The sequence below is a fragment of the Polyangium mundeleinium genome (assembly GCF_028369105.1).
GTDB lineage: Bacteria > Myxococcota_A > Polyangia > Polyangiales > Polyangiaceae > Polyangium > Polyangium mundeleinium.
On sequence record NZ_JAQNDO010000001.1, the window covers coordinates 11,406,795 to 11,432,414 of the forward strand.

The following is a 25,620-nucleotide window of genomic DNA, read 5'->3' on the forward strand; positions in this document are numbered from 1 at the left end:
CTTTCCCCCGTCAATCCGGGATCGAGGGCGGCCTTGGAACGCCTCAGAAATAAGGCCGGAAGAGCACCATGCCGTAGGGCGCGGTCGTGTATGCGCCATCGCCGAAGGTTTGGGCCTGGGCGCCGGCTTCGAGGGCGAGGCCGAGAATGTCGGCGATGTTCACCCGATACCCGAGCCGCCCCGAGCCGCCGAATCCGTAGATCGAGTCGACGCCCCAGAGGAACGCGAGCCCGGCCGTCGCGCCGATGTACAGGCCTTCCTTGCCAAAGGGGGAAAATTCGACCCGCGGCCCGAGCGTGCCGAACACCGCCGTCGTGTTCTTCACCCATCCGCCGAACGGCGGCGGCTCGCAGTTGTTGCACCCCGCTTGCGGTGCGAGCCCCGGGTCGAACATCTGAAAAGGCCCGTTGCGCCCCATGTCCTTCTCGATGGTCGACAGATCCAACCCAATCGAGAGGCGTTCGGTCACGTTGTAGCCCGCATGGATGCCGAGCGTCGCGGCCGCGTACTCCGTGGGGATCACCGTCGGTATGCGCACGGTATGGTAAGCAACGCCGCCCGAGATGCCCACGTGAAACCGGCGGGGCTTCGCGGGCACGGCCGGCGCGTCCGCGGGTGCGCTCTCGGCGGCGCTCGCCGCAGAGACCGTCGCGAGGGTTGCAAGGAGCGCGAGCTTCGAGGCGACGATGAGGGAGATTCGCATGCGGTTACCTGCCTGTGTACCTGCGCGGGGTCTCGGGGGACGCGCTTCCTGGCCGTCCCGTGACTTCGTCCGGGCGATCGGCAATGAACATGCCCGACCCCGCGCGCCCCGAAAAGCCCCAGGAAAACCTCTGACGCTCTGCGCCACTTGCGCAAATTGTGAAACGTCCGTTGCGCAATTCGCGCAACCCGCCGCAGGCATCGTTGCGCAATCCGGTCAAACCGTGGGGGACATCACGCATGCTCACGTTCCGCCCGGCGTGACGTCTCCCTGGGCATGGTCGCTCGCGTGGAGTTTCCCGCGGCGATGGTATACGTTGCGCGCCACGCTCACCCGGGAAGAACCACGATGTCCGCAACCAAAACCGACGCCCCGAAGGCTATCGAAGCTGCCGAGGGCACCCTCGCCGTGGAGGAGGTCGCCCGCCACCCGCTGCCGGGCATGGCGATCCCCGATCAGGTCGCTTTCAGCCCCGACGATCGCCTGATCACCTATCTGAAGAGCCCCGAGCGCAGCCTCGTGCGGCAGCTCTTCGTCTTCGATCCGGCGACGGGGTCGGAGAGCCTCTTCGTCTCGCCGCCCGACGGCGGCACGACGGAGGAAAACGTCTCGCTCGCGGAGGCGCTGCGCCGCGAACGGCAGCGCCAGCGTGAGATCGGCGTCACCACGTACGCGTGGGCGACCCGCGCGATCCGCGTGCTCGTGCCCATCAAGGGCGACCTGTATGTGCAAGACGGGCCTTCCGCCCCGCTGCGCAAGCTCGTCGCGTCCGGCGGCGCTCCAATCCTCGACCCGAAGCTCTCGCCCGACGGCGCCGCGGTCGCGTTCGTCCAGGAGGCCGAGCTGTACGTCGTCGATGCGACCGGCGGCGCGCCGCGGCAGCTCACCTCGGGCGCGCGGGGCACGGGCAAGACGCACGGCCTCGCCGAATACGTGGCGCAGGAGGAAATGTCGCGGCACCACGGGTATTGGTGGTCGCTGGACGGGAAGTGGCTCGCGTTCACCGAGGTCGACGAGACGCATATTCCTATCTATCGGATCGTCCACCAGGGCAAAGCCCAGGTAGGCACCGAGGCAGAGGAGGACCATCATTACCCGTTTGCGGGCAAGGAAAACGCCCGCGTGCGCCTCGGCGTCGTCTCCGCGTCGGGAGGTGAGCCCGTCTGGATGGATACGAGCTACGGCGAGGAGGTGTATCTCGCCCGCGTCCATTGGCTCACGGGCGGCAGGCTCGTGGCGGAAATCCAGAATCGGGCGCAGACCTGGCTCGAGCTCGTGGTCTTCGAGCTCACGACCGGCGCGCGGACGCGGCTTTTGCGCGAAGAAACGAACGTCTGGATCAACCTGCACGACCTCCTCCGCCCGCTCGCGGACGGCGGCTTTTTGTGGGCCTCCGAGCGGACGGGATATCGGCATCTTTATCGTTACGACCGCGAAGGAACCCTCGTCGCCGAGCTGACGCGCGGGGCGTGGATGGTCGACGACGTCCGCGGCGTCGATGAGAAGGGCCGCTTCGTCTATTTCACGGCCACGGCCGCGAGCCCGCTCGAAGGCCACCTCTATGCCGTCTCCTTCGACGGCGGCGAGATGCGGCGCATCACCCCCGAGCCCGGGGTGCACGTCGTCACCTGCGACCGCGCCTGCCGCCGCTTCGTCGACGTGCACCACGCCAAGGATCGCCCGCCCACCGTCAAACTCCGCTCGCTCGAAGACGGCGCCGTGCTCGCGACGATCCACGACGAGCAGGATCCTCGCATCAGCGCGCTCGGCCTCACACCGCCCGAGCTCGTCTCGTTCTCCTCGCGGGACGGCGAAACCCTGCACGGCGCGCTGTATCGCCCGCCGGCGCATTTCGGCAGCGGCCCCTTTCCGACGATCGTCTACGTGTATGGCGGCCCGCACGTGCAGCTCGTGTCGAACGGCTGGAATCTGACGGTCTCGATGCGCCCGCAATGGCTGCGCAGCCTCGGCTACCTCGTGTTCATGGTGGACAACCGCGGCAGCGCGCGGCGTGGGCTCGCGTTCGAGGGCGCGCTCAAGAACCGCATGGGCTCGATCGAGGTCGACGATCAAGTCGATGGCGTCCGCTGGCTCGTCGCGCAGGGCCTCGCGGATCCTGCGCGCGTTGGCGTCTATGGCTGGAGTTATGGCGGGTACATGGCCGCGATGTGCCTCGCGCGCGCGCCCGAGACGTTCAAGGTCGCGGTCGCCGGCGCTCCCGTCACCCACTGGGACGGCTACGACACCCATTACACCGAGCGGTACATGGGCATGCCGTCGGAGAACGCGCGTGGCTACGAGGAGAGCAGCGTGATGCGCCACGTCGAGGGCATCCGCGGCAAGCTCATGCTCGTGCACGGGCTCATCGACGAGAATGTTCATTTCCGACACACCGCGCGCCTCGTCAACGCCATGATCGGCGCCCGCAAGCCGTACGACCTCCTCCTCTTCCCGGACGAGCGCCACATGCCCCGCCGGCCGCCGGACCGCATCTACATGGAGGAGCTCATCCGCGACTATTTTGTGCGAAATCTCTGATACGAAGCGCACAATAACAGGCCAACGAGCCGTGCAAACGAGCGTCCTCGGCTTGTTCTTGACTTCCTCGGCGTTTCCATCTAGAAGTTGAAAGTCACTTTCATCTACGCCACAGATGAGACTTTCGACCTCGGCCGTCCTTCTCCTTGGGGCTTCGCTGCTGCCCGCGGCGACGGCGCGCGCCGAGGAGCCTGCGCCGAGCGGCAAGGACAAGGACAAGGGCGCCGAGGTCGTTGTCACCGGGACGCGCACGCCGGAGCAGAGCCAGCGCGCCACGGTGCGCGTCGACGTCGTCACCCGCGACGAAGCCGAGCGGCGCGGCGCGACGAACGTGGCCGAGGCCATCGCGGGGCAACCCGGCGTCCAGATCAACCCCTCGGCCTACGGCGACATCGGCAATCCGAGCGCCATCCAGATCCAGGGCCTCGACCGGCAACGCGTGCTCGTCCTCGAAGACGGCGAACGCGTCATCGGCGATGTGGGCGGGGCGATCGATCTCTCACGAATGCCGCTCTCGGACGTCGCCCGCGTCGAGGTCGTCGCCGGGCCGATGAGCTCGCTGTATGGCACGAGCGCGATCGGCGGGGTCGTCAATGTCGTCACGGGACAACCCCTGCACCCGGGCTTCAGCGGGCGCGTACGTCTCGAAGGCCGCAATCGCCGCGGGGTCATCGCGCAAGGCAATGCGGCGTGGCGCGGGGAGCGGGCCTGGGCCACGCTCGACGGCAATTTCTTCCGCACGGACGGGGTTTCGCTCCTCGAAGACGCGGTCGACCTCGCGATGCCCTCGCGCCTGCAGGGAATGCTCGGGATGCGGCTCGGCGGCCAGCTCAATGCGCGCACGCGCGTGCAAGGCCGCGTGCGCTGGATCCACGACGCATCCGAAGGGCGGCAAAGCCAGGTCGTCCCGGGCCTCGGGACGTACCGGATCGACCTGCCGCAGCGCACCAATCGATTCACCGTCCACCTCGTCGAGCTCGTCGACCTCGGCAAAGGCTCGACCCTGCGCCTCGCGCTCGGGCAACAATGGGCGTTCGATACGACCCAGAAAGACCGCTACGAATCGCCGATCGACGAGACCCGCGATCGCTCGGCCTCCCTCTCCAGCCTGGAGGCGACGGGCACCTTCGCGGACGGACGGCGCACGTGGGTCGTGGGCATGCGCACCGAGGTGGAAAAACTCTCGCAATCGCTGACGCGCGCCGAGCTCATCAGCGGCAGCGTGCAGACGAGCACGATCGAGGAGCTCGTCCCCGTCACGCTGGGCAGCGTCGCGGGGTATGCGCAGCTCGGGTGGAAGCTCTTCGATTCGCTCACCCTGCTCGCGGGCGGCCGCGCGGAGATGCACCTGCGTTATGGCGGCGTCGCCGTGCCGCGGCTCGCGCTCTCGTACCAGCCCTGGCCCAGCGTGACCGTGCGGGCCTCCGTCGGGCGCGGGTTTCGCGCGCCGGCGGCGAAGGAGATCGGGTTCGCGTTTGATCACGGCGCCCTCGGGTATCGCGTGCTCGGCAATCCGAACCTCGCCCCCGAGACCTCGTGGGGCACGAGCGGCGACGTGAGTTATCGTTCGAAAAACGGCTTTCTCGTCCGCGGCAGCGTCTTCGCGAACTGGATCGACGGCCTCATCGACATCGACATCCGGCCGGCCGCGAGCCAGGGCGGCATCGACGATTACACGTACCGCAACATCGGCCGGGCGCGCACGTTCGGCGCGCAGATCGACGGCGCCTGCACCATCACGGGCGTGCTGCGCGCGGAGGCCGGGTATTCCTATTTGTGGACGCGGGACGACGAGAACCAGCGTCCGCTCGAAGGGCGCCCGCCGCACACGGTGGTCACCGCGCTCCGGGCCGATCTGCCGGCCCGACTCGAGCTCGTGCTCCGGTATCGAATGGTCACCGACGCCTTCCTCGACGAGGGCTTGCGCACGCCCGGCTTCCAGACGATCGACGCGCGGATTGCGCGTCCGATTTTTCGTGGGGCCCGCGCCTATGCCGGGGTGCTCAATGCGCTCGGCGTACAGAAAGACCCGACCCGCTTGGGCGACCAGCGGCCGGTCCAGGGGCGGACCCTTTACGTTGGCCTCACGGCCGACTTTCCCGCGGAGGAACCATGAAACGATCCATTTTGGCCGCAGCTTTTCCGCTCCTGCTTTGCGCCTGCAGCGAGGAGGTGGGCAAACCCTCCACGACGGGAGAACCCCCCCCGAACGAGGACACGGGCGCGACGCTGGAGGTGCCCGTCCCCGCGCAGGGACGTGTCTACGTCGCGCTCGAAAAACCCGAGATCGTCGTACCCGAGGGCGACGCTTCGGCCTCGACGGCCTGGGATCTCGCATTCGAGAAGTACAATGTCTTCACGAACAGCGGCGCGTCCGGGTCCGGCGAGGGCGGGGCGTTCGGGCCGCTCGACGCGGTGACGTACGACGAAGGGATCGCGCCGGCGATCCCGTTCCTGACGAAGGACGAAGCGGGCGGCGCGTTCCGCGATTTCTGGGCGTACGACCCGAGCGTCCACGTGCTCTGGGTGCGTTACCACGTCTTCGGCGTGCGTGACGCAGACAAGCAATGGAAGGTGCAGGTCCTCGGGTATTACGCCGAGCAACAAGGCGCGCCTGTGGCGGCCATTTATCGGATCCGCTGGGCCGAGGTGACGTCCGCCGGCGTGGGCGCCACGCAGACGCTCGCCGATCTCGACGGCACCGCGGGCGGCTCGCAGGCGCCCGCGGATGTACCGAGCGAATGCCTCGATCTCGGCACGGGCGCGCGGACGAAACACACGCCGGCCGAGGCGCTCACCACGAAGGACTGGCACCTCTGCTTCCGCCGCGCCTCGATCAGCGTCAACGGCGACCTCGGCGGGCCGCGCGGCGTGACCGCCGTCGATCTGCACGCGAGCGAGACGAAAGACGAGACGCTCGATATCGTGAAGACGCGCACGGACGACTCCGAGCTCGCGCGGTTCGACGCGGTCGGGCATGCGGAATTGTCCGATCCGAAGCTCATCTGGCGGGGCGACGGCATCTTCAGCGCGTTCTCGGACTACTGGATCGATCGGGCGGCGGCCACGCCCGCGCCGGCGGACGCCTCGTGGCTCGTGCAATCGGCCTCGGACGGTGTTTCGCGGTATCTCCTCGTCTTCGACCGCTTCGAGGGCGCGACGGCCGACGGGCCGGGCAAGGTGGTCCTGCGCGTCAAGCCGGAGGGCGTCTCGACGCAATGAGCGGGTGCGCGCCTATTGCGCGCACCGCGCGGCCTCCCCGGGTACCGGGAAAAACCGCACGCCATCGAGCTTCTCCGCGCCTGCTTTTCGGGCGATCTCCACCGCCACCGGGTATCTCTCGCAAGTGAGGCGGAAGCTCGCCCGCGTGGCGCCGTCGCCTCCGATCACGTCGCCGATCCGGCACGCCCCGCGAATCTCCTTCAGGCTCGCGAGAGATGCCTTCATGCGCCCCACATCCATGCTCGTATCGAACAGCTCGGCCGCGGCCGCGTCGTCCCATCGGTTCACGAGCCGGACGAGTTTGTCGCCGCCCGACGCGAGCGCGCTCGGCGGCGGCAGCACGCTGTGGAAATCGAGGTACTGAATCCGCGACGGCGAGGTCGGCGCGAGCGTGAGCGAAACGCCGATCCACCCTTTCTCGCATCCGAGCCGGAACGTGCCCCGGAGCGCGTTCTCCGCCTCGATCGTCCCCTCCTCCCGGCACGCCCCGTGCGCCGCGCGGAGCGCGTCGAGGTCCCGCATCCATCGCTCGCGTGGTTTGTCGAGAAAGATCGAATCCGCGAAGATCGCATCCGCCTCGACATCGCTCCATTTCGCGACGAGGCGGCTCGTGGCCCCCTTTGCCCGCACGAGCGCCTCCGAAGGCACGAACACGCGCGGCACGAGCGCGCCCGTCTCGTGCAGGCGCCGCAGCGCCTCGCGCGCGACCCGCCACATGGGCGCGTATGTGAGGTTCGACATCGCGATCACGCCTACGCCGTGGTCGGGCAAGAACTGGATCACCGACCCATACCCAGGCAAACCTCCCGTGTGCGAGACACCTCGCGTGAATTCGCACGTCTCGAACGTCCCGAGCCCGAACGAATAGCCACTCGCGCGCGCGGACGGCGGCTCCTCCCCGAGCCCCGGCGAGGAAAAAAGCCCCGTGGCACGGCCCATCACGTGCATCTCGCGCAGCGTGCTCCGCCGGACCGGACCCGCCTCCCGCTCGTCGCGCGGCGGCCACGCCGAAAGATGATACGCCACGTAACGCGCCATGTCGGCGAGCGATGAATAAAGCCCACCCATGGCCCCGAACGCGCCGTGCGGCAGGTTCACCTCGGGCACGAGCCGATCGCCCTCCTTTCGATACCCCCGCGCGAGGTGCCCCTTCTCAACCATCCGTTCGTCGAGGACCGTCCGGTTCATGCCGAGCGGAGAGAGGACCCGCGTTTGCAGATAATCCGCGTAATCCATTCCAGACACGTTCGTAATCACGCGCCCGAGAATTGCGAATCCGGTGTTCGAATACTCGAATGCCGAGCCGGGCGACGTCGAGAAGGGAAACCCATCGCGCATCATCTTCGAGAAATCTGAATCGGAGAGGCCGAGCTGCCGATCACCCCAGGGGTTGTCCTCGGGGAACCCGGCGCCGTGGCCGAGGAGGTGCCGAAGCGTGATCGGCGCCGCGTCGCGCGTGGGATAACGAAGGCCGGCGAGCTCGGGGACGAATTTCGCGGCCGGATCGTCGAGCGGGAGTTTTCCTTCGTCCCGGAGCTGCAAAACGGCCATCGCCGTGAAGCTCTTCGTCAGCGAGGCGATGCGAAAAACCGAGCCTTCATCGACGGGCACTTTCGCCTCGACATCGGCCACGCCGAACCCCTTGGCATACACGAGCTCCCCATCGATCACGATCCCCACGGCGACCCCGGGAAACCCCCGCCGCGCCACCTCGTCCGCGACATATCGCTCGATCGCAGGGAAGGCCTCTTTGAGCTTCTCCTTTCGCTGCGGATCGAGGAACACGGGCGGCTGCATCGTGGGGCGGACGAACTGCATGTCGGGCCCCTCGGCCTTCACGACCTCGGGCGGCTTTGGGGATCCACAAGCCGAGGCGAGCAACGCGACGAGGGGCAGACTACGGCGGACGAGCACCATCACGGGCGCATCTTCGCCCTGCCCGCGCAGGCATGACAACGAAAAAGGGCGGTTCCCACTTTACGCCGGCGGACGCTCGACGTATCGACGAGCGTCGTGACGATCGACGAGGGGCGCAAAGGAGGGATACGCGCGGCCTGGGAGGTCCTCGGGCGCCATGATCCAGCTTCGGCCCGCGACGTGAATCAGGCGCTCGAGGCCACGCGCCTCGCGTTTCGCCTCGGCGATCGACGGCTCGTCGATGCGTGGCTCACGCAGGCGCTCGCGCTCGCGGCGGCGGAGGGCCCGCGCGAGACGGCAAAGGTGCACCTCGCGGCGGCGAGCCTCGATCAAAGTGCGGGGCGGTTTTCCGGCTGCCAAAGGCACGTTGAGCTCGCGCTCGCGCTCGCGCCCGACGACGCCGTGCTGCGCAAGCGCGCGGTCGATCTTCTGCATGCGTTTGGCACGCGAGGGCAAATCGAAAACGGTACGGCGCGCCAAACAGGTTTGACCGAGGAGGCCGAGGCGCTCGTGCGCCGCGCCCGGGGAAAGAGCACGAGCGACGACCCACACGGCGCGATTCGTGATCTGCTCGCTGCCAAACACATCGGGGACGAGGACCAGATCTGGCGCATCGATCTCGAGCTCGTCGCGCTCGGGCGGCAGCATTTCGGGTTCCTCGACGTCGAGACGCTCACGGCGATCGGCCGCGGCCCGGACGAACCCGGACGCAAAGCAGAAATCGAGCGCGCGCTCCATCGGCGATTCGTGGCCCCCGCCCTCGATCACGCCGCGCGCCTCGCGAACCGCGCCTGGGACGCGCTGCCGGAGGCCGCGCTCGCGTCCCTCGCGTGGCGGCTCGGCGACCGACGCCGCGAGGAAGAAGGCGAGCTCCCGGCCCCGCGTGACCTGAGGCTCCGCCTCCTCGCGCGCCTCTTCCCGGAGGCGATGCTCGCGCGGCTCGGCGACCCGGAACACCACGCGCCGCCCCCGCTCCGCAGCTCGGCACGGCACCGCGCGAAGGTTTTGCAATGGTCGATCCGCAGCCGGTCCCCCGCGGAGGTGCTCGGCGAATTCGACGCCATTCTGCGCGATCATCCGCCCTCGCATCACCCCCACGCCTACCGGGGCGAATTGCTGCTGTGGCTCGGGCGCGTCGATGAAGCCGAGGAGAATTTCCGCCGCGGCCTCGCCCTCCAGCCCCGCGCCCGGTGGTTGCACATCGGCATGGGCGCCGTCCATGTGCTCCGGGGCGAACATGCCGAGGCGCTCGCCTGTTTTCAGCGCAGCATCGATTGTGCGCCCGCGGTCGTAGGTCCCACGCTGTACGGGGTGCGTGGCGAAGCCCATCGATTGCGCGGAGATCTTCCCGCAGCCGTGGAAGACCTCGCGCGCACGTGCCGCGACACACCCTCCCGCGTGAGCGCCTGGGTGAACCTCTGGCTCGTGGAGGACGCTCTCGGGCACGCCGAAGCGCACGACGCAGCCTGGAAAGAGCTCACGCGCCGCGCGCCGTGGCTGCTCGCGGACGCCGCCGAGGAGGCGCTCGGCCTCGCCTTGCCAGCCGTCGAGGACAACCACGCACGCCGCGCCACGCTGGAGCACGCGCTCCGGATGCTGCGGGGCAATCGTTCGTCATCCTGCGTCACCTATTTCACGCGCGATGGCGAGCTCCGGACGGTGTTCGCCGGGGGATGACCCGGCCCCTGCCCTTTGCAGTTCATCGACGTACACTCCACGATCGACGGGCGCATCGTATCGTTCTTCGTTTCGGGCTGGCAACAGCGCTCAAGCGGATTCCGTGAGGCGCTCGCCGGCCACGAGGGCCCCCACGGCGCCGCAATACGCGCCGCGGCCGAGGAAACACGCGGTCAGCCCCGTGAACCCGAGCGTCTGCGTGAGAACCTCGACGAGCGCCGGGTTTTCCGCAAGCGTGGAGCCGCCGAGCACGACCGTGTCCGCGCCGGCAAGACGCGCGATCCCCGCGCATACGAGCGCGATGTTCTCCCCGACGAGCCCGACGAGCGCGTGCGCGAGGTCGGCCGGCTCCGTCGATGCGAGCTTCGCGAAATTGGCCGCCGTGAGGTACGCCGGAATGGGCGCGCCCTGCGAATACACGTCGCCGACGAGCAGGTCCACCGACCCGCGCTTTCCGCGCGCCGCGAGCGCCGAGAGCTCGGCAAACGAGACCGCGCCCACGAGCAACCTGCCGAGCCCGACGAGCGTGCCGCCGCCGAGCCCCGTGCCGCCCGCGCGCACGGCCGAACCTGCCTCCACGACGAGCACCGACGTCCCTGTGCCGGCCGAGACGAGCAGGTGCCGCCTGGGCAAGACGAGGCCCTCCTCGGCCGCGAGGGCCGCGGCGCCAAGCGACCAAGCCTCGAACTCGGAGATGCCCTCCACGGCCACGCCAAGCGCGCCCGCGCCGAGCACGGCCGCGCCGCCGCCCGTCGTTACGATGCGAGCTGGAGCGAGCTCGACGATGCGCGCGCGGACGGCTTCAAGGTCGTTCGAGGGCCATCGCTCGGTGTGAAGCTCGCCCTGGCGAAAGGCGATCTTCGTGAGGGTCGCGCCGAGGTCGAGGCCGAGGACGGGAGGGGCGGGCGGCATGGTCGCCCCACGATATCACAGTTCCCGTGGACAAACCGGCCGGGAAGACTAGAATCGAGGCGTTTCCCGTCATGCCGTCCCCCAAGCAACCGACCCCCGACATCCTCGCTCCGGACCTCGACGCCCTGTTCATCGGGATCAACCCAGGGCTGCTCTCGGCGCAAAAAGGGCACAACTTCGCCAATCCGGCGAACGCGTTCTGGAAGCTGCTCCACGAGAGCGGCCTGGTCCCGCAGCGTCTCACCCCCGAGGAGGAGACGCGCTTGCTCGACCACGGCCTCGGCCTGACGAACCTGGTCGCCCGCGCGACGCGCGGCGTGATGGACCTCGGGCGAGACGACTACGACGCGGGCAGGCGCGCGCTCACCTCGAAAATCCGAAAATTTCGCCCCCGCATGGTGGTCTTCGTGGGCATCACGGTTTGTCGGAGTTATTTCAACAAGAAGGCCTCGGAGCCCATCCCCTGCGGCGAGCAGCCGGAGGAGATCTGCGGCGCGCGGGTGTTCGTGGTCCCCAACCCGAGCGGGCGCAATGCGCATTTCTCGTACGCCGAGATGCTCGAGCACTACCGCGTCGTCGCCCGCGCGCTCGACCGCGCGTGAGTGCTCATGCCCCGCGCGACGCGGTGGCCCTTGGTTTGTCCTTGGCCGCGGACTTCTTTGCAGGCGCCTTCTTCGCGGGCGCGGCTCGCGGGGCCGCGGACTTGGCGCCGGCCGCACGTTTCGCGTGATGGGCGGCCATCTTGGCGATGTATTCGGTCGCGTCCGGCGTCTTGCAGTTCGTCTCGCCGTGATCGACCTCGACCTTGCCGATCACGCGCGCCGCTTCGAGCGCCTGCGGGCGGAGCGATTCGATGTACCCGCCAATCGAAATGAGAGCACCATTCATGCCGTAGCGGGTACGATTTTGCGCGCCGTGGATGTTCTTTTCGATGCGCTTCAAGAGGCGCGCTGCGTCTTTCTCGGGGAGATCGCCCCGCGCCGCCACGCCGGAGAGGACGAACCACCCGGCCGTGCTCGCGAACTCGCCGGGCAAATCGATCCAGCGCAGCCCGATCGAGAGCGCGTCCTTGCGGCGCGCGGCGAGCGTGGCGACGGCGCCCTCGATCACATAGTCCAGGGCCACGGCGAGCCACGCGTCGAGTGTGTCCTTGGTGAACGCCTCGGGATCGGCGATCTTCGTGGCGAGCACACGCGCGTCGTGGATACCGCTCGCCCACAGCGCGAGCGCGAGCGCGTGGTCCTGCTTGATGGCCTTGACGAGCTTGTCGAGGTCGGCGTACGAGACGCCGAGGGTCGGATCTTTCGCGCCGTGGCGGGCGTAGATCTTGGCCGTATTCGGTTTGCCCTTCTCGCGCAGGGTCGAAAGGACGGTGTCGAGATCCATGACGGGCTTTCCTCCTCCGCGGCAATACGCAGGAGCGAGGTTAGCCCATTACGGATGCTCGGCGAAACGGAAAAACACCTACGGCGCGAGGCAGGGCGTATCCCCACAAGGATCGATGACCTTGCCGGTCGAGCGCAGGAACTCGGAGATCTGCAAGCGCGCGCCGGGCTGCACGCGCGGAACACCGTGGGGATCGACGCCGTCGCGCAGCGGCTTGTTCTCGACGGGCGGCGGCGGCGTGCCCTTGTTCAGGATGGCGTCGAACGGCCCGGTATCCCAAACGAAGACCGCCGAGCCGAAGTGCGGGTAGCTGCCGAGCGGCTCGATGCCGAAATAAGGCGTCGTGTCGATGGAGCGGCCGGGATTCACGACGGGCACGTGAATGCCCGCCCCGATGGTGCGCGCCTCGATGTCGGCCGACCATTGCGTGACCTGATGGTCGGCGAACGCGTTCTGCATGAGCACCGCGTGGGGCGGCGTCTTCGGGAGCGGATCGTTGCCGACGTGCCAGGCATACCCGTTCGTCTCGCCGCGATCCCATAACATCTGCATGGACGAGAAGACGAAGCGCCGATCGAGCTCGTTCGTGTAGGCTTGGTCGAAGAAGACCCGGAGCTGATCGAAGCCCGTGGCGCGGTCGAGCAGGACGCTGTAATTCATGCCCGTGACGCCGAGCACGCCGCGGCGGATGTCCTGCGAGATCGCGACGAGCGCGCCGCCGAGGATGCCGCCCTGGCTGATGCCGTAATAAAACACGTCGCTCGTGTCGATGAGCGGCTGGTTTTGCGGGCCCCCGCGGAACGCCGGATCCGCGATGAAGCCCTGCGGGTGGATCATGAGCCGCGCCAGGAAGAGGTTGTTCAGGAGGCCCTGCTGCAGCCGGTCGGCGAGCGTGTTCATCCGGCCAAACTCGGTGACGAGCCGCAGGATGTTCTCGTTGTCGCCCGAGGACATGCCGATGAAGTCCGTCGCGCAGAACACGAAGTTGTACGTATTCGAGAGCTCGCCCGTGGCGGCCCCACCGTTCACCTGGCTCGCCGCTCCCTGCTGGCCGTGGCCATACAGCGCCGCGCGGCCCGGCACGACCGGCGCCGTCGGATCGTTTCCATCCGGGAGCGCCGCGCGCGGGATGTTGCAGATGAAGTTCGCCTGGAGCGTGCCATTGCCGTCGAATTGATCGGGCAGTCCATCGTTCGGATCCGCGTAATGGAAGGACGAACCCGCGACGCCGTTCGCCTGGTTCAGATAGTTCGGGACGGTGAACGTGCCGATGATGCGGCGCGAGCGGTTCGCGTCGGGGTTCTGGAGGACCTGCGTGATCGTGAACGTGGGCGCGGCATTGCCGAGCTTTTCGAAGGCGTCGTCGCGGATGTGGAGCATGCGGCCGGCGAGGCTGTTCGCGCTGGCCACGGTGAACTCCCAGGCGAGGTAGAGCTCCTTGCGCTCAACGCCCGCGCCCGCGAGGACGTCGAAGATCTTTTCCATCGAATCGCGCCGGGCCTCGATCGCCGGCACGTTCGAGGGGATCGCGTCGCGGTAGACCTGGAACGCGTCCGAGGCCTCGATTGCCTGCCCGGCGTTATCCTTCAAGTTACGGAGCGCGACGACGTACCGGTGGCCCTCGCGGAAGTTCATGCCCGCGCGGATGATGAGGGCGCGCGTCGCGTCGCTCGTCGCATACGAATCGAGCTCGCCCCAGACGAGGTGGCGTTCGAGGGTCTCGACGTCGACCACGACGAGCGGCGAATCGGCTTCGAGCGAGCGTTCCACGTGCGTGATCGGGCCGATCCCGGTCTTGCCGAGGTCGAGCCCCGGCACGTACGTGAGCAGCATCTGGCCCGGGGAAAACCCGTCGGCGCGGTTCCAGTCCGTCGGATCCATTCCGATCCCGCCGGGGCTCACGACGCTCCCCGCCGGGAGACCCACCGCCGGGGAGAGGTCGACCGCAGCATTGACGGGCATCGACATCGGGTGGAGCGCGACGCGACGGCCCGTGCTCGTCGCGGGGTCTACGACGGTGAAATGGTCGTTCGGCCAGGGGAAGAGGCAATGGGCGGCGTCCAGGAAGTCACAGCGGTCCGCGTTCGTCACGTCGATCGTATTCGGATCGACGTTGAAGACCGGCGGGTCGTTCGTGCATTTCACCAGGATCGCCGTGACGTCGGCGCCCTCGACGGTCCCCTTCCCCGCCTCGACGACGCACGTCTGCGCGGGATTCGTGGGCTGCGCGGAGACGGTCACGTCGTACGTGGCGCCGTCGGTCTCCGGCGTCGTGAACTGGAACGCGCCGTCCATCGCGACGGAGAGGTCGTCCTTGCCGTTGTTCTGCAGCACGAGACCCGTGCCCGCGAGGCCCGAGACCGTGCCGCCAATCCAGCGCGGATTCGGCGGGTGCGTCGCGCAATCGACGGAGATGTCCTTCACGTCGGCGCCGGCCACGACGCCCTTGCCCCGGGTGACGGTACAGCTCTGCGCAGGATCCGCGGGCTCTACGGCCACGGTGACGTCGTAGCTGTCGCCGTCGGCGAGCGCGGGCTTGAAGGTGAATTCGCCGTTCGCCTCGATCGTGAGGTTCGAGAAGAGCTCGTCGGGGAGGGTGACCTCGAGGACGAGGCCCTTCCCTTCGAGGCCCTTTACGGTGCCTCCGAGGCTGTATTTGGTGGCTGCCGCGGACGGCGGGGGGGTTTCGATCGCGGGATCCGAGCCGCACCCGGCCGCGCCGAGGGTGGCGAGCACGAGCGCGTAGGCAAGACGAGTTCGACGCATTGGAAGGTCCTCCGTGGCCCGCGAAGCTATCACGGAGGCCCCCCCGACCGATACGCGCCGGTGCGCCTCGTCAGATCACGTCGGTCGCCGCCGCGAATCCGATCCGACCGATGTCGCCCGCGCCCTTGCGCGCCACGAATTCGCGGAAGCTCTCGCCCTCGGCGCGCTCTTGCACGTAATGCCTCGCGATCGCCGCGATCACCTTGGGCGTCTCCTCCTCGGGCACGCGGCCGTCGAGGCGGTCGCCGATCTTCGCGTCCGGGCCGCAGCCGCCGCCGACGCGCAGCGAGTAATGCGGGCGCTCCACGCCGTCCTTGCCCTTCACCATCAGCCCCGTCATGCCGATGTCTGCCACGTGGTGCTGGCCGCACGAGTTCGGGCAGCCGGAGATCTTGATCTCGAAGGCGCCGATCTGCTGCACGAGATCATCGGCCTCGGCGCGGTTGCCGCTCTCCGACAAATGCTCGCGCACGCGGGCGCCGACGCCCATGCTCTTCGTGATCGCGAGCGAGCAATAGTCCGCGCCCGGGCAGGCCACGATGTCCGTGATGTGCCCGGCGTCGGGCTCGGCCAGGCCGATCTGCGAGAGCGCGCGGTGCAAGGCCACGAGGTTGCTCTCGGGGACGAAGCGCATCACGAAGTTCTGCGTGTTCGTCGTGCGGACCTCGCCGTTGCCGAGGTCGCGCGCGAGCGCCGCGAGCCTGCGCATCTGCTCGGCCGTGATGTCGCCGAGCGGGAGCTTGATCGTCACGACCCGGTAGCCAGGCTGCGTCTGCGCGATCGAGTTCGTCCTCTTCCAGCGCGCGAAGGCGGCGTCGCCGATCGCTTCGCCGCCCGGGGCCAGCGGGGGCGCCGCCTCGTTCGGGTATTCGCCGAGGTAACGATCGAGGTCCGCCTCGATCTTCGCGCCCTCCTCGGCCTTGATCTTCGCGAGCTCGTCGTCGAGTCGCTTCATGAACTCGGCCTCGCCGAGCTTGCGCAGGAGGAACTTGATGCGCGCCTTCTTGCGGTTCTTGCGCTCGCCGTCCCGCCAGAAGACACGGATCACCGCATCGCACGCAGCGAGCACGTCCCGCTCGGGCACGAAGTCGCGCCAGAGGTGCGCGATCTCCGGCGTCGATCCGAGTCCGCCCGCGACGTACACCGCGAACCCGCGCCCCGCGTCCGTGACGCGCGCGAGCAGGCCGAGGTCGTTGATCATGATCTGCGCGTGGTCGCGCGTGCTGCCCGAGAGGCCGATCTTGAACTTGCGCGGGAGCTTCCGGTTGTGCGGGTGGAACAGGAAGTATTGCGTGATCGCGTGGGCGTGCGGCGTCACGTCGAAGACCTCGTCCGGGGTCACGCCCGCGAGATGCGACGCGGTCACGTTGCGCACCGTGTCGGCGCAGGCACCCACGGTGGTCACGTCCGCCTTCGCGAGAACACGCTGCAGTTCCACCGTCTCCTCGATCTCCAGGTGATGGAGCTGGATGTCTTGACGCGTCGTGATGTGCGCGAGCCCGAGCGCCCAGCGCTCCGTCACCTCGGCGACCGCCTCGAGCTGCGCCGCCGTCATGCGCCCGCCCGGGACCTTGATGCGCTGCATGTGCTTCACGTGCGCGAGCTGCGCGTACACGCCCATCCCCAGGCGTAGCGGGCGAAACTGGTCCGGCGTGATTTCCCCTCGCTTGAACCGCTGGATGTTCTCCGCGTACTCGTCGAGCGCGGTCTGCATACGGGACGCTGCGTCAGACATGGCAGCGAACTTTATCCCTCACTTTTCCGACGCGTCAAGTGTGACAATCTTTTGAAGCCGGAGGCCTCGGGAGGATGCTCGGCCCTTCGCGCCGGGTGGCAATTCCGCTAGGACGGTCCCGTGAAGACCGCCCTCCCGACCAGCACGGACGCCGTTCACGCAGGCGAGCGCGTCGATCGCCCGGACCACACGCTCGCGCCCTCGATCGCGCTCACGGCGACGTACACGTTCGCCGACTCGGCCGACCTCGAACGGTTCATGCGCGGCGAGGATCCGGACCCCGGGCGGCTCGACTACGGGCGGTACGGAAACCCCACGGTGCGCGAGGTCGAGACGCGCATCGCCGCGCTCGATGGGACCGAGGAGGCGCTGCTCTTCCCGAGCGGCATGGCCGCCCTGACCACGACGATCCTCGCGCTCGTGAAAGCCGGCGACGACGTGGTGCTCTTCCGCGACACGTACCGGAGGACGCGGCAGTTCGTGGTGAAGATGCTGTCGCGGCTCGGCGTGTCGCACACGCTGCTCGAGCCTGGCGACCTCGACGGGCTCGCGGCCGCGATCGGGCCGAAGACGCGGCTCGTGATCACGGAGATGCCGACGAACCCCTACCTGCGCTGCGTGGACGTGGAGCGGCTCGCGGAGATCTGCAAGAAGACGCGGGCGAAGACGCTCGTCGACGCGACGTTCGCCACGCCCATCAATGCGATGTTCTCGGCCATGGGCATCGACCTCGTGGTGCACAGCGCGACGAAGTACCTCGGCGGGCACAACGACGTTCTCGGCGGGAGCCTGTCGGGGCCGTCGTCGCTCCTGTCCGTGGTGCACGAGGCGCGCGACGTGCTCGGGGCCGTCTCCGATCCCCACGCGGCGATGCTGATCGGGCGCGGCATGAAGACGCTGTCGCTCCGGGTCGCCCGACAAAACCAGACGGCGCTCGCGGTGGCGCGCGCCCTCGAAGCGCACCCCGCCGTGGAGCGCGTCTACTACCCGATGCTCGAATCCCACCCGGATCACGCGATCGCCAAGAAGCACCTCGCGGGCGGCGGCGGCGTCGTGTCGTTCGTGGTCCGCGGCGGCAAGGACGGGGCGCGGCGCGTGGTGGACGCGTGCAAGCTCGCGCGGATCGCGCCGAGCCTCGGCGGCGTGGAGACGCTCATCGAGCAGCCCGCGATCATGAGTTATTCGGAGCTCGGGCCGGAGGAGCTCGTCGCGGTCGGGATCGCGCCGGGGCTCGTGCGGCTCGCCGTGGGAATCGAGGAGACCGAGGACGTGGTCGCCGACCTCGTGCAGGCCGTCGACGCGGCCGCGGGCGCTTGATCAGCGGTTGAAGGGCTTCAAGGCGAAGCGGGCGCGGTCGAGGGCATCCATGCCCGACCGGTCCGTGAGCCAGCATTGCGAATAACCGCTGCGGATCTCGGGCAACTCGTCCCGGCCCGCGAGCTGTTTGCCCACGAATGCGAGGATGTCGCGGGCCTCGCTCGGCGAGAGCGTGATGCCGAGCGAAGCGCGGACGACGACCACGATCGTGTTGCTCGGCCAGCGCCCGATCGTCGATTTCTCCGGACCGAGCGCGCGGGCGAGGTGGACGAGCTCGGCAATCGTGCGCTCGAGCCCCCACCCGGCGAAGGGGCGGGCGCGTGGGCCCTCCGCGCGCGGCGGCTCCTGGACCTGGAACAGGAGCACCGAAAAAGGAATGCCCGTGTTCGCGCTGAATTGATACTCGACGTCGAGGATCTCGACGAGCCCTTGCTGGTCGAGCACGCCCTTCACCTCGCTCCGCAACGTCGGCTCGTACGACGCGGGGATGTCGCTGAACCGCGACCGCGGCTTCTGGCTGCCGGGCGCGGGCGCGCTTGGGGGCGGCGTCGGGTCGTCGCGCAGCCGATCGCGGCTCGGGCGAGGCACGGGAATGGGAAGGGGGACGGGAACGGACGGGACGGGCGGGCGCTGGGAGATGCGCCGCGCCGCCTGCGAGGGCGGAGGCAGCTCGGAGAGCGGCAGGATCGGCCCGGACGGGGGCACGCTGAGCGGGACACGGAAGAGGTCGGCGAGGAGCCCGATCGCCATGGTCGCCCGCTCGGGCCGATCCTTGGGCTCGCGCGCGCCGACCCTGCGGAACCAGTCGTCGAATCCCGCGGGGAGCTGGACGCCGCGCCTCGCCGCGCGGAGCGTAGGGGCCTCGGGCAGCTCGGGCGCGATGATCTTGCCAAAGAGCGCATACACGCTCGGGAGCTGCAAAAGCTCAGGCCGCCAGTATGCCTCGCCGACGAGCAAGGTATACGCGACGTGCGCCAGCGAATAAATATCGGCCGATGCCCGGATCCCAGCATCACCGCTGATTTGTTCCGGCGCCATGTACAAGGGCGTACCGACGACAGCGGTGGTGTGCGCGAGGGTCGTGGCGACGGCGACCTTGGCGACGCCGAAGTCGAGGATCTTCACGCAGGATCGACCGTCGTCGCGTGTCGTGACGAAGAGGTTTTCCGGCTTGAGATCGCGGTGGACGATGTTCGCGGCGTGCGTCTTGTCGAGGGCGAGCGCGACCTGCGAGAGGTAGAGCACGGCCTCGGGCTCGGGCAATGGGCCGCGGCGCTTCACCATGCCGCCGAGCTCCTCGCCGACGAGCAGCTCCATCACGAGAAACGGGAGCTGCGTCGAGGTGTCCACGCCTGCGTCGAGCACCTGCACGAGGTGCTCGCTCTCGATCCCACCCGTGACCGTGGCCTCCTGCGCGAACCGGCCGCGCATCACCGAATTCTCCAGCACGGCCGGGTGCATGACCTTGAGGGCCCGCCTGCGGTTCGTCGGCTCGTCGTGCACCTCGAACACCGCGCCCATCCCGCCCGACTTGATGCTGCGGACGACGCGGTAACGGTCGTGGAACAAGACGCCTGTGACGAGCATGGAGGAGACCGGCTCGCGCATCCTAGACCAAATGCGCCGCGCGTTGAAAGGGGTTCTGGCACACAGGACCGGTCCGTCCGGCCGCTTGGGCGCGTTCTAGCGCAGTTTTACGTCGCTTCCACGAGCTCGCGCAGCGAGACGGGCGAGAGCTCCGCGAGGCCGTGGATCTCGGCATAACTGCGCAGGACCTCCCCCGGGCAAGCGGAGGCGAGCACACAGCGGGCCTCATGAGGACAGGGGATCGCGGAAGCATGGAAGGCCGCGTGTTCGGCCTCGCCAGCGCGGTGGCGGAAGCGCGGGTCGCGGTACTCGGTGCCCGGCAGCGGAGGTCGCTCGGCGGGCGCGTCGAGCCAGGCCCGCGGCGGCGCGCCGTCCTCACGCATCCGGCGAAAAACCACACAAGGGACGACGCCCTGCACGTTCATGCGCGCGCCGCGCGCGAGCGCCCGGGACATCACCTCGGCCACGTCGGTCATGCGCGGCGCGGACGAAAAGTATCGATCGGCGCGTGATTCGAAGCTCGGGTAGGGCATGTGCGGGTAGAAGGACAAACCTCGCTCGGAGGCGAATCGTGCGACGCCTTCGAGCTCGCCGAGGCCCTCGCGCGTGGCGACGCAGAGGAGCCACACGGATTCGGGCGAGACGCGGGCGAGGAGGTTGTCGATGGCGCGCGAGACGAGGGCGTGCGCGCCTCGGCGGCCGACGATCCGGTCATGTGCATCGGGCGAAACCGAATAAAGCGGCACGTGGAAGCGTTTTTCCTCGGGGAGGGCCGCGACGACGTCGTCGCAGAAGGCCGGGTCGGCGAGGCGCGTGCACGGGGAGAAGACGTGCGCCGTGCGGTAGCCGAGGTCCTTCGCGCGGCGGAGGACGTCGAGGATCCGCGAATGCGCGAGCGGGTCGTATCCATTGATGCGAACCGCGCGCACGCCGCGCCGCCGGTTCGATTCGAGGTCGGCGAAGAGCCGGGCGAGCACGCGGTCGCCGCCGTCCTCGGGAGGGGCCGTCTCCTTGATCGAGCAAAACGCGCAGGATTGCTCGCAATCGGCGTCGATCGCGAGGTTCAGCACCTCGCCGTCGGCCGAGGACTCCGTTTCTTCGGGCGCGGACGGCAAGAGGAGCGCCGGGGCGACATCCGAGAGGATGTCCGGAAAAACGACGTCGAGCGCCTCGTGGTCGCGCAATTGCAGGACGAACGCGACGAGCGCGCGGAGCTCGTCCGCGCCGGGAGGATCGGCCGAGCCGAGCGCGAGGTGCTTGATCGAGAAATGGGTCGTCGTGGCGAACGCGGGTTTCATGTCGTCGCGGCGCCCGACGAGGAGGAGCAGCCTGCGCGCGTCCAATTCCCGGCGGAAATCCAGCACGAGCTCGAGGCCTCCATCGTGGGATTTTTGCAGGTACGAGCTCGGATAGACGTCGACGAGGGAAAACCCCGCGGCGGCGGGCGCGCCCTCGACGATCTCCGGCGAGAGCAGGGCGCGGAGGCCGTCGCGGCCGAAGATCAGGCGGCCTCGCTCGCGGGAGCGGCCGAGGGCCTCGGCGATCGTCTTTCCTGGGCTCTGTTCGAGCAGCGCGTCGATCGAGGCCGCGACGGCCATCACGAGCCGCGAGACCTCCTCCCGCCGCTCGGGCGTGCGCTCGGCGATCGCGCCGCGGTACCTCACGGCGCAGCGCGCGAGCCGCCGGAACACGGGGCCAGGCGCGCCGTGCGGCAGGACCGTGACCTCGACCCAGTCCGCGCTGCCTCTTGCCTCGAACCGCGCCGTGAGCCGGTCATCACCTTCGAGCAGGATGGCCTTGCAGGAAAACCCCCCGAGCCGGAGGGGCACGAGGGCCATCTCCATCCCCGACGCCTCCGGCCGCGCCAGCGCCGTCTCGTTTGTACTCAAACGGATCCCCCGCCGGCCTGGTCCCAGGCCTTCACCCACGCCGCGAAACGATCGATCGTGGCGCGGTCGCGGGCATAGATGCGAGATTGCTCCTTGTCGGGCACATCCTCGGAGAAATACACGATATCGTACCGGGACGAACGGCGGTACGCGGGCTCGGCCGGATCCGTGGGCGTGACGATGAACGAGAGGGTTCGTCCCTCCATTTCGAGCTCCACGACGGGCACGGTGCGGCGGAACGTGCGGAGGCGGGCGCCCTTGTTCTGCCAGCCCTCGGGGTTCGGGAAGGCGGGGCCGCCGAAATCACGGGCGAAGGAAGCGGAGAGCGCGTCGGCCAGGCGTTGCATCACGTCGGGTTCGGGCATGGGGCTCATCCGGCGGCGCGCGTGTCGCGTTCGAGGTCCTGGACCGACCGGGCAAAGGCCTCCGGATCGAGCTGCCGCAAGGCGAGGAGCGCAGCGACGCGGTGCAGGCGCGCCTCCGCGAGGTCCGACCGCACGAGCGCCTCGCGCGCCGATTGCGCCTGGCCTGCGCGGATCCGCGCGGTCGCGCGGGCGAGCGCGAAAGCGCCGAGCAAAAGGAGGAGCGCGCCGACGCCAAGGAGCAGCGACGCGAGGAGCGCGCCCTCCGGGGCGAACAGGGCCCGAAACCCTGCAATGGAGGCGAGGACGACGATCCCCACGAGCGCGACGACCGCGCCGATCGCGCCGAGCCGATCCATCCACGCCGCCCGCGCGTGCTGCCGCATCGCGATCCCGCGGTGCAGATCGGCCTCGCGATCGAGCCGAACGGCGAGCTCCGCGAGCGGATCCTCGCCGACGACCTCGGGCAGATCCGCCTGCGCGAGGATCTCCGAGGCCTGGGCCGCGGTCGGATCTTCGAGCGCGCGCAAGGCCGTGCCCGCGCCGCTCTTCACGGCCCGCGCCGCCCGGTCCGCCGCCGGCGCGACGCGACCTTCGATCGCCGCGCCCACGTCACGCGCGATGGTCTTCGCGCGGTCCTTGATCCGCGGAGCTTTCGGCTCGGCGTCGCCCTCGTCGGCCGTCGCCACCTTGCCCCAGCCGCCGCGCTCGGCTCTCGTCGTCTCTTCCATGGCTCGCGCTTTCTGCCCCAGGATCGGGGCAGAAACGATACAGAAACGCCCTTCGAGTGCCAAGCGCCGCCGCTCGCCGAGGGCGAACCGCCTTGCGACGAAGGGCCCGACTTCGATAGAGTCGCGGCTACCATGTGGGCCCGAGCGCAAAATTCCTCTCTGCCGGGCGCCCTCGCGCGCGCGGCCGCGCTTGCGCTCGTCGGAGGGTTGTTTCACGCCTCGGGATGTGGGCTCCGGGTCGCGGAGAGCCCGACGCAGCCGATCCCGTGTTTCCACGCGATGGACTGCCCGCCCTCGGACGATCCGTGTGTCGTGTCCACCTGCTTCGAGCAGCAGTGCGCGATGGTCGCGGCGGCGCAGAACACGGTGGTGCGCGAACAAAAAGCGGGCGATTGCCGCATGCAGGTATGCGACGGCAATGGCCACGTGATGGAGATCGACGACGAGGTCGACGTCCCGGCCGACGACGGCAACGAGTGCACGATGGCGCTCTGCAAGGAAGGCGCGGGCGTGCACGAGCCGGGCCCGATCGGCGAGTCGTGCGGCGAAAACGGCGTGTGCAACGGCAAAGGCGCGTGCGGCGCCTGCTTGCCGGAGGCCGAGCGCTGCGAGGGGAACGCGGTCGCGACGTGTAGCGCCGAGGGCGCGTGGGAGAAAGCGGCCTGCCCCGAGGGACGCCCGATCTGCGCGGGAAAGGCGTGCGTGGGGATCCGGCAAATCGCGGCCGGCGGGGCGCATACCTGCGCGCTCTTCGAGGATGGGTCGGCGCGTTGCTTCGGCGCGGCGGGCGTGCGGCGCGGCGCGTATGGAGCGCCGCCGGTCCCGGGCGTCGTGGGCGCGGTCGAGCTCGCGCTCGGGGGCGCGCACGCCTGCGCGCGTCGGGCCGACGGGACGGCGCTTTGCTGGGGTCACAATGCATTCGGCCAGATCGGCGACGGCACGACCGAAGGGCCTCGCCCGCCGACCCAAGTCCTCGGCCTCGCGGGCGCCACTGCGATCGCGGCGGGCGCGGCGCACACCTGCGCGATCGTGGGCGGCGGCAAGGTCGTCTGCTGGGGACGCGGCGACCGCGGGCAGCTCGGCGCGAAACCTCCGGGACCCGCAGGCAAACCCCCGGCGAGCGAGGTCCCTTCGCCTCTGCCTGCGTCTCCGGGCGGCGGCGCGCCTTCGGCCGTCGCGGGCCTCTTCGGCGCCACGAAAATCGCGCTCGGCGGCCGCCACGCCTGCGCGCTCGGGCCCGGCGGCCAGGTCGCCTGCTGGGGCGAGGACGAGAGCGGCGAGCTCGGCCGTGTTCGACCGCCGTCGTCCCCCGCCAAACCCCGACCCAGCCCGCGCCCCACGCCGCGCCTCGTCTCCGTCAAGGGGATCGAGGGGGCGATCGCGATCGGGCTCGGCGCCGCGTTTGGTTGCGCGCTGCTCGAAGACGGGGCCGTGCGCTGCTGGGGCGACAATACGGCGGGGCAGCTCGGCGACGGCACGACGGACGCGCGGGCGGAATCGGTGGCCGTCAAAGGCGTGGCCGGCGCGAAGGCGATCGCGCTCGGCGCCGAGCATGGCTGCGCGCGGACGGAGGGCGGGGCGGTGACGTGCTGGGGCAAGAACGATCATGGCCAGCTCGGCGACGGCAGCACCGAGGCGCGACTTCCTCCCGTCCCCGTGCCCGGCCTCGCGGGCGTGCGCGCTCTCTCCGCGGGCGGCGCGCACACGTGCGTGATGCTCGACGGCGGCGCGGTGCGATGCTGGGGCGGAAATGGCGCCGGCGAGGTCGGCGACGGCACGACCACGGATCGGGGCGCCCCCACGCCCGTGACCTGGTGACGATTTTATGACCACCCGCGCCTCTCGCGGACGGCGCGCTCGTATATACTGCCCCCCGGCTCGGAGGTGAGCGACATGAAGCTCTTCGGTGTTTGCTTGAGTTTGCTTGCGATCAGTCTTGCCCTCGGCTGCAGCGCGACGAGTGGCGGCAGTAAATTCGACAATGAGGGTGGAAGCTCGGGCGAAGGAGGCTCGGGCCAGGGCGCGGGGAACCAGGGGGGCAGCGGCGGCGGCTTCATCCCGGGCTCGGGCGGCAGCGGCGGGTTCGGGCCCGGCGACGATTGCAGCGACGCGGCCAAGCTGATTTACGTGCTCTCCGACGCGAACGATCTCTACAGCTTCGATCCGCCGGCGAAGAAGTTCACGAAGATCGGCCAGCTCGGCTGCCAGACCACGATGCAGCCGAACTCGATGGCCGTCGACCGGAACGCGGTCGCGTGGGTGAACTACGTCGAGTCCGACCCGTTCTTGGGGGACGATACGAACGGCGTGATCTACAAGGTGAGCACGAAGGACGCGAGCTGCGACCCGGCGCCCACGGTGAACCTCATCTCGAACTGGTTCCGCCTCGGAATGGGTTTTTCCACGAACGACGGCGGGATGGGCGAGACGCTCTACATCACGGGCACGGGCACGATCGGCGCAGGAGATAGCCCCGGCCTCGGGAAGATCAACCCGCTCTCGTTCGGCGTGGAGACGATCGCGAACTTCTCCCCCAGCACGTTCAAGGGCCAGAGCGCCGAGCTCACGGGCACGGGCGACGGCCGGCTCTTCGGGTATTACACGACGACCCCGGTGCAGGTCGGCCAGATCGACAGGGTGACGGGCGCCGTGACGAACACCAAGGCGATCACGGGCCTGGAGACGCCCTCGGCGTGGGCGTTCTCGTTCTGGGGCGGTTCGTTTTACCTCTATGCCGCCGCGGGCCTCAGCAATTCGAACGTGACGAAATACGACCCCGCGACGAACACCATCGACAATGCGTACATGACCAACATCGGCTTCCGGATCGTCGGGGCGGGCGTCTCCACGTGCGCGCCGCTCGAGCCGCCGAAGTGAC

General features: G+C 69.1%; 18 protein-coding genes. 8 read left to right on the forward strand and 10 right to left on the reverse strand.

Annotation, left to right across the window (positions count from 1 at the left end; genetic code table 11):
- Window positions 1–43: 43 nt before the first annotated feature.
- Window positions 44–703, reverse strand: a complete 660-nt coding sequence (locus POL67_RS44985) for a hypothetical protein (protein ID WP_271927549.1) — start codon at window positions 701–703, stop codon at window positions 44–46.
- Between the two features lie 348 nt (window positions 704–1,051).
- On the opposite strand from POL67_RS44985, the gene POL67_RS44990 reads away from it, so the two are divergent.
- The 3 genes from POL67_RS44990 to POL67_RS45000 all read left to right on the forward strand — a co-directional run bounded on the left by POL67_RS44990 (window position 1,052) and on the right by POL67_RS45000 (window position 6,463).
- A complete protein-coding gene (locus tag POL67_RS44990) occupies window positions 1,052–3,241 on the forward strand; it encodes a S9 family peptidase (protein WP_271927550.1) in 2,190 nt (729 codons plus the stop codon).
- A gap of 115 nt (window positions 3,242–3,356) precedes the next feature.
- Window positions 3,357–5,357 (forward strand): TonB-dependent receptor plug domain-containing protein, encoded by a 2,001-nt coding sequence (locus POL67_RS44995; protein ID WP_271927551.1) that lies wholly within the window; start codon window positions 3,357–3,359, stop codon window positions 5,355–5,357.
- Window positions 5,354–6,463 (forward strand): HmuY family protein, encoded by a 1,110-nt coding sequence (locus tag POL67_RS45000; RefSeq protein WP_271927553.1) that lies wholly within the window; start codon window positions 5,354–5,356, stop codon window positions 6,461–6,463. Before POL67_RS44995 ends, POL67_RS45000 begins: the two co-directional genes overlap by 4 nt.
- 12 nt (window positions 6,464–6,475) lie before the next feature.
- Here POL67_RS45000 and POL67_RS45005 read toward each other — a convergent pair whose 3' ends face one another.
- Window positions 6,476–8,380: a serine hydrolase domain-containing protein gene (locus POL67_RS45005; protein ID WP_271931024.1), complete on the reverse strand. Its 1,905-nt coding sequence runs from the start codon at window positions 8,378–8,380 to the stop codon at window positions 6,476–6,478.
- A 96-nt stretch (window positions 8,381–8,476) separates the two neighbouring features.
- On the opposite strand from POL67_RS45005, the gene POL67_RS45010 reads away from it, so the two are divergent.
- Entirely contained in the window at window positions 8,477–10,057 is a 1,581-nt protein-coding gene (locus POL67_RS45010; protein WP_271927554.1) for a tetratricopeptide repeat protein, read from the forward strand.
- Between the two features lie 90 nt (window positions 10,058–10,147).
- Here the strand turns inward: POL67_RS45010 and POL67_RS45015 are convergent, their stop codons facing one another.
- Window positions 10,148–10,969 (reverse strand): acetate and sugar kinases/Hsc70/actin family protein, encoded by an 822-nt coding sequence (locus POL67_RS45015; protein ID WP_271927555.1) that lies wholly within the window; start codon window positions 10,967–10,969, stop codon window positions 10,148–10,150.
- A 71-nt stretch (window positions 10,970–11,040) separates the two neighbouring features.
- Here POL67_RS45015 and POL67_RS45020 point away from each other — a divergent pair, with 71 nt between their 5' ends.
- Window positions 11,041–11,571 carry a mismatch-specific DNA-glycosylase gene (locus POL67_RS45020; protein WP_271927556.1) on the forward strand — a complete coding sequence of 177 codons (531 nt, stop codon included), beginning with the start codon at window positions 11,041–11,043 and terminating at the stop codon, window positions 11,569–11,571.
- 4 nt (window positions 11,572–11,575) lie between these two features.
- Here POL67_RS45020 and POL67_RS45025 read toward each other — a convergent pair whose 3' ends face one another.
- The 3 genes from POL67_RS45025 to POL67_RS45035 all read right to left on the reverse strand — a co-directional run bounded on the left by POL67_RS45025 (window position 11,576) and on the right by POL67_RS45035 (window position 16,856).
- Window positions 11,576–12,355, reverse strand: a complete 780-nt coding sequence (locus tag POL67_RS45025) for a DNA alkylation repair protein (RefSeq protein ID WP_271927557.1) — start codon at window positions 12,353–12,355, stop codon at window positions 11,576–11,578.
- 78 nt (window positions 12,356–12,433) lie between these two features.
- Window positions 12,434–15,121 carry a hypothetical protein gene (locus POL67_RS45030; RefSeq protein ID WP_271927559.1) on the reverse strand — a complete coding sequence of 896 codons (2,688 nt, stop codon included), beginning with the start codon at window positions 15,119–15,121 and terminating at the stop codon, window positions 12,434–12,436.
- 70 nt (window positions 15,122–15,191) lie between these two features.
- On the reverse strand, window positions 15,192–16,856 hold the full coding sequence (locus tag POL67_RS45035; RefSeq protein ID WP_271927561.1) for a nitrite/sulfite reductase: 1,665 nt from the start codon (window positions 16,854–16,856) through the stop codon (window positions 15,192–15,194).
- Between the two features lie 120 nt (window positions 16,857–16,976).
- Between POL67_RS45035 and POL67_RS45040 the strand changes: the two genes are divergently transcribed.
- The gene (locus POL67_RS45040; RefSeq protein WP_271927563.1) at window positions 16,977–18,173 is read left to right on the forward strand and encodes a trans-sulfuration enzyme family protein; all 1,197 of its coding nucleotides are present in this window, start codon (window positions 16,977–16,979) and stop codon (window positions 18,171–18,173) included.
- Here the strand turns inward: POL67_RS45040 and POL67_RS45045 are convergent, their stop codons facing one another.
- The 4 genes from POL67_RS45045 to POL67_RS45060 form a co-directional block, all read right to left on the reverse strand.
- The gene (locus tag POL67_RS45045; RefSeq protein WP_271927564.1) at window positions 18,174–19,760 is read right to left on the reverse strand and encodes a serine/threonine protein kinase; all 1,587 of its coding nucleotides are present in this window, start codon (window positions 19,758–19,760) and stop codon (window positions 18,174–18,176) included.
- Window positions 19,761–19,867: 107 nt separating this feature from the next.
- Window positions 19,868–21,649: a radical SAM protein gene (locus POL67_RS45050; protein WP_271927565.1), complete on the reverse strand. Its 1,782-nt coding sequence runs from the start codon at window positions 21,647–21,649 to the stop codon at window positions 19,868–19,870.
- Window positions 21,646–22,014 (reverse strand): hypothetical protein, encoded by a 369-nt coding sequence (locus POL67_RS45055; protein ID WP_271927566.1) that lies wholly within the window; start codon window positions 22,012–22,014, stop codon window positions 21,646–21,648. Before POL67_RS45055 ends, POL67_RS45050 begins: the two co-directional genes overlap by 4 nt.
- 5 nt (window positions 22,015–22,019) lie before the next feature.
- Window positions 22,020–22,742 (reverse strand): hypothetical protein, encoded by a 723-nt coding sequence (locus tag POL67_RS45060; RefSeq protein WP_271927567.1) that lies wholly within the window; start codon window positions 22,740–22,742, stop codon window positions 22,020–22,022.
- A gap of 132 nt (window positions 22,743–22,874) precedes the next feature.
- Here POL67_RS45060 and POL67_RS45065 point away from each other — a divergent pair, with 132 nt between their 5' ends.
- Both POL67_RS45065 and POL67_RS45070 read left to right on the forward strand, forming a co-directional pair.
- Entirely contained in the window at window positions 22,875–24,560 is a 1,686-nt protein-coding gene (locus tag POL67_RS45065; protein ID WP_271927568.1) for an RCC1 domain-containing protein, read from the forward strand.
- Window positions 24,561–24,635: 75 nt separating this feature from the next.
- Window positions 24,636–25,619: a hypothetical protein gene (locus POL67_RS45070; protein WP_271927569.1), complete on the forward strand. Its 984-nt coding sequence runs from the start codon at window positions 24,636–24,638 to the stop codon at window positions 25,617–25,619.
- Window position 25,620: the final 1 nt, after the last annotated feature.

Bases quoted from the DNA above. Each gene is read 5' to 3' on its own strand.
- POL67_RS44985 (WP_271927549.1), bottom strand. From the start codon at position 703: ATGCGAATCTCCCTCATCGTCGCCTCGAAGCTCGCGCTCCTTGCAACC.
- POL67_RS44990 (WP_271927550.1), top strand. From the start codon at position 1,052: ATGTCCGCAACCAAAACCGACGCCCCGAAGGCTATCGAAGCTGCCGAG.
- POL67_RS44995 (WP_271927551.1), top strand. From the start codon at position 3,357: ATGAGACTTTCGACCTCGGCCGTCCTTCTCCTTGGGGCTTCGCTGCTG.
- POL67_RS45000 (WP_271927553.1), top strand. From the start codon at position 5,354: ATGAAACGATCCATTTTGGCCGCAGCTTTTCCGCTCCTGCTTTGCGCC.
- POL67_RS45005 (WP_271931024.1), bottom strand. From the start codon at position 8,380: ATGGTGCTCGTCCGCCGTAGTCTGCCCCTCGTCGCGTTGCTCGCCTCG.
- POL67_RS45015 (WP_271927555.1), bottom strand. From the start codon at position 10,969: ATGCCGCCCGCCCCTCCCGTCCTCGGCCTCGACCTCGGCGCGACCCTC.
- POL67_RS45020 (WP_271927556.1), top strand. From the start codon at position 11,041: ATGCCGTCCCCCAAGCAACCGACCCCCGACATCCTCGCTCCGGACCTC.
- POL67_RS45025 (WP_271927557.1), bottom strand. From the start codon at position 12,355: ATGGATCTCGACACCGTCCTTTCGACCCTGCGCGAGAAGGGCAAACCG.
- POL67_RS45030 (WP_271927559.1), bottom strand. From the start codon at position 15,121: ATGCGTCGAACTCGTCTTGCCTACGCGCTCGTGCTCGCCACCCTCGGC.
- POL67_RS45035 (WP_271927561.1), bottom strand. From the start codon at position 16,856: ATGTCTGACGCAGCGTCCCGTATGCAGACCGCGCTCGACGAGTACGCG.
- POL67_RS45045 (WP_271927564.1), bottom strand. From the start codon at position 19,760: ATGCTCGTCACAGGCGTCTTGTTCCACGACCGTTACCGCGTCGTCCGC.
- POL67_RS45055 (WP_271927566.1), bottom strand. From the start codon at position 22,014: ATGCCCGAACCCGACGTGATGCAACGCCTGGCCGACGCGCTCTCCGCT.
- POL67_RS45060 (WP_271927567.1), bottom strand. From the start codon at position 22,742: ATGGAAGAGACGACGAGAGCCGAGCGCGGCGGCTGGGGCAAGGTGGCG.
- POL67_RS45065 (WP_271927568.1), top strand. From the start codon at position 22,875: ATGTGGGCCCGAGCGCAAAATTCCTCTCTGCCGGGCGCCCTCGCGCGC.
- POL67_RS45070 (WP_271927569.1), top strand. From the start codon at position 24,636: ATGAAGCTCTTCGGTGTTTGCTTGAGTTTGCTTGCGATCAGTCTTGCC.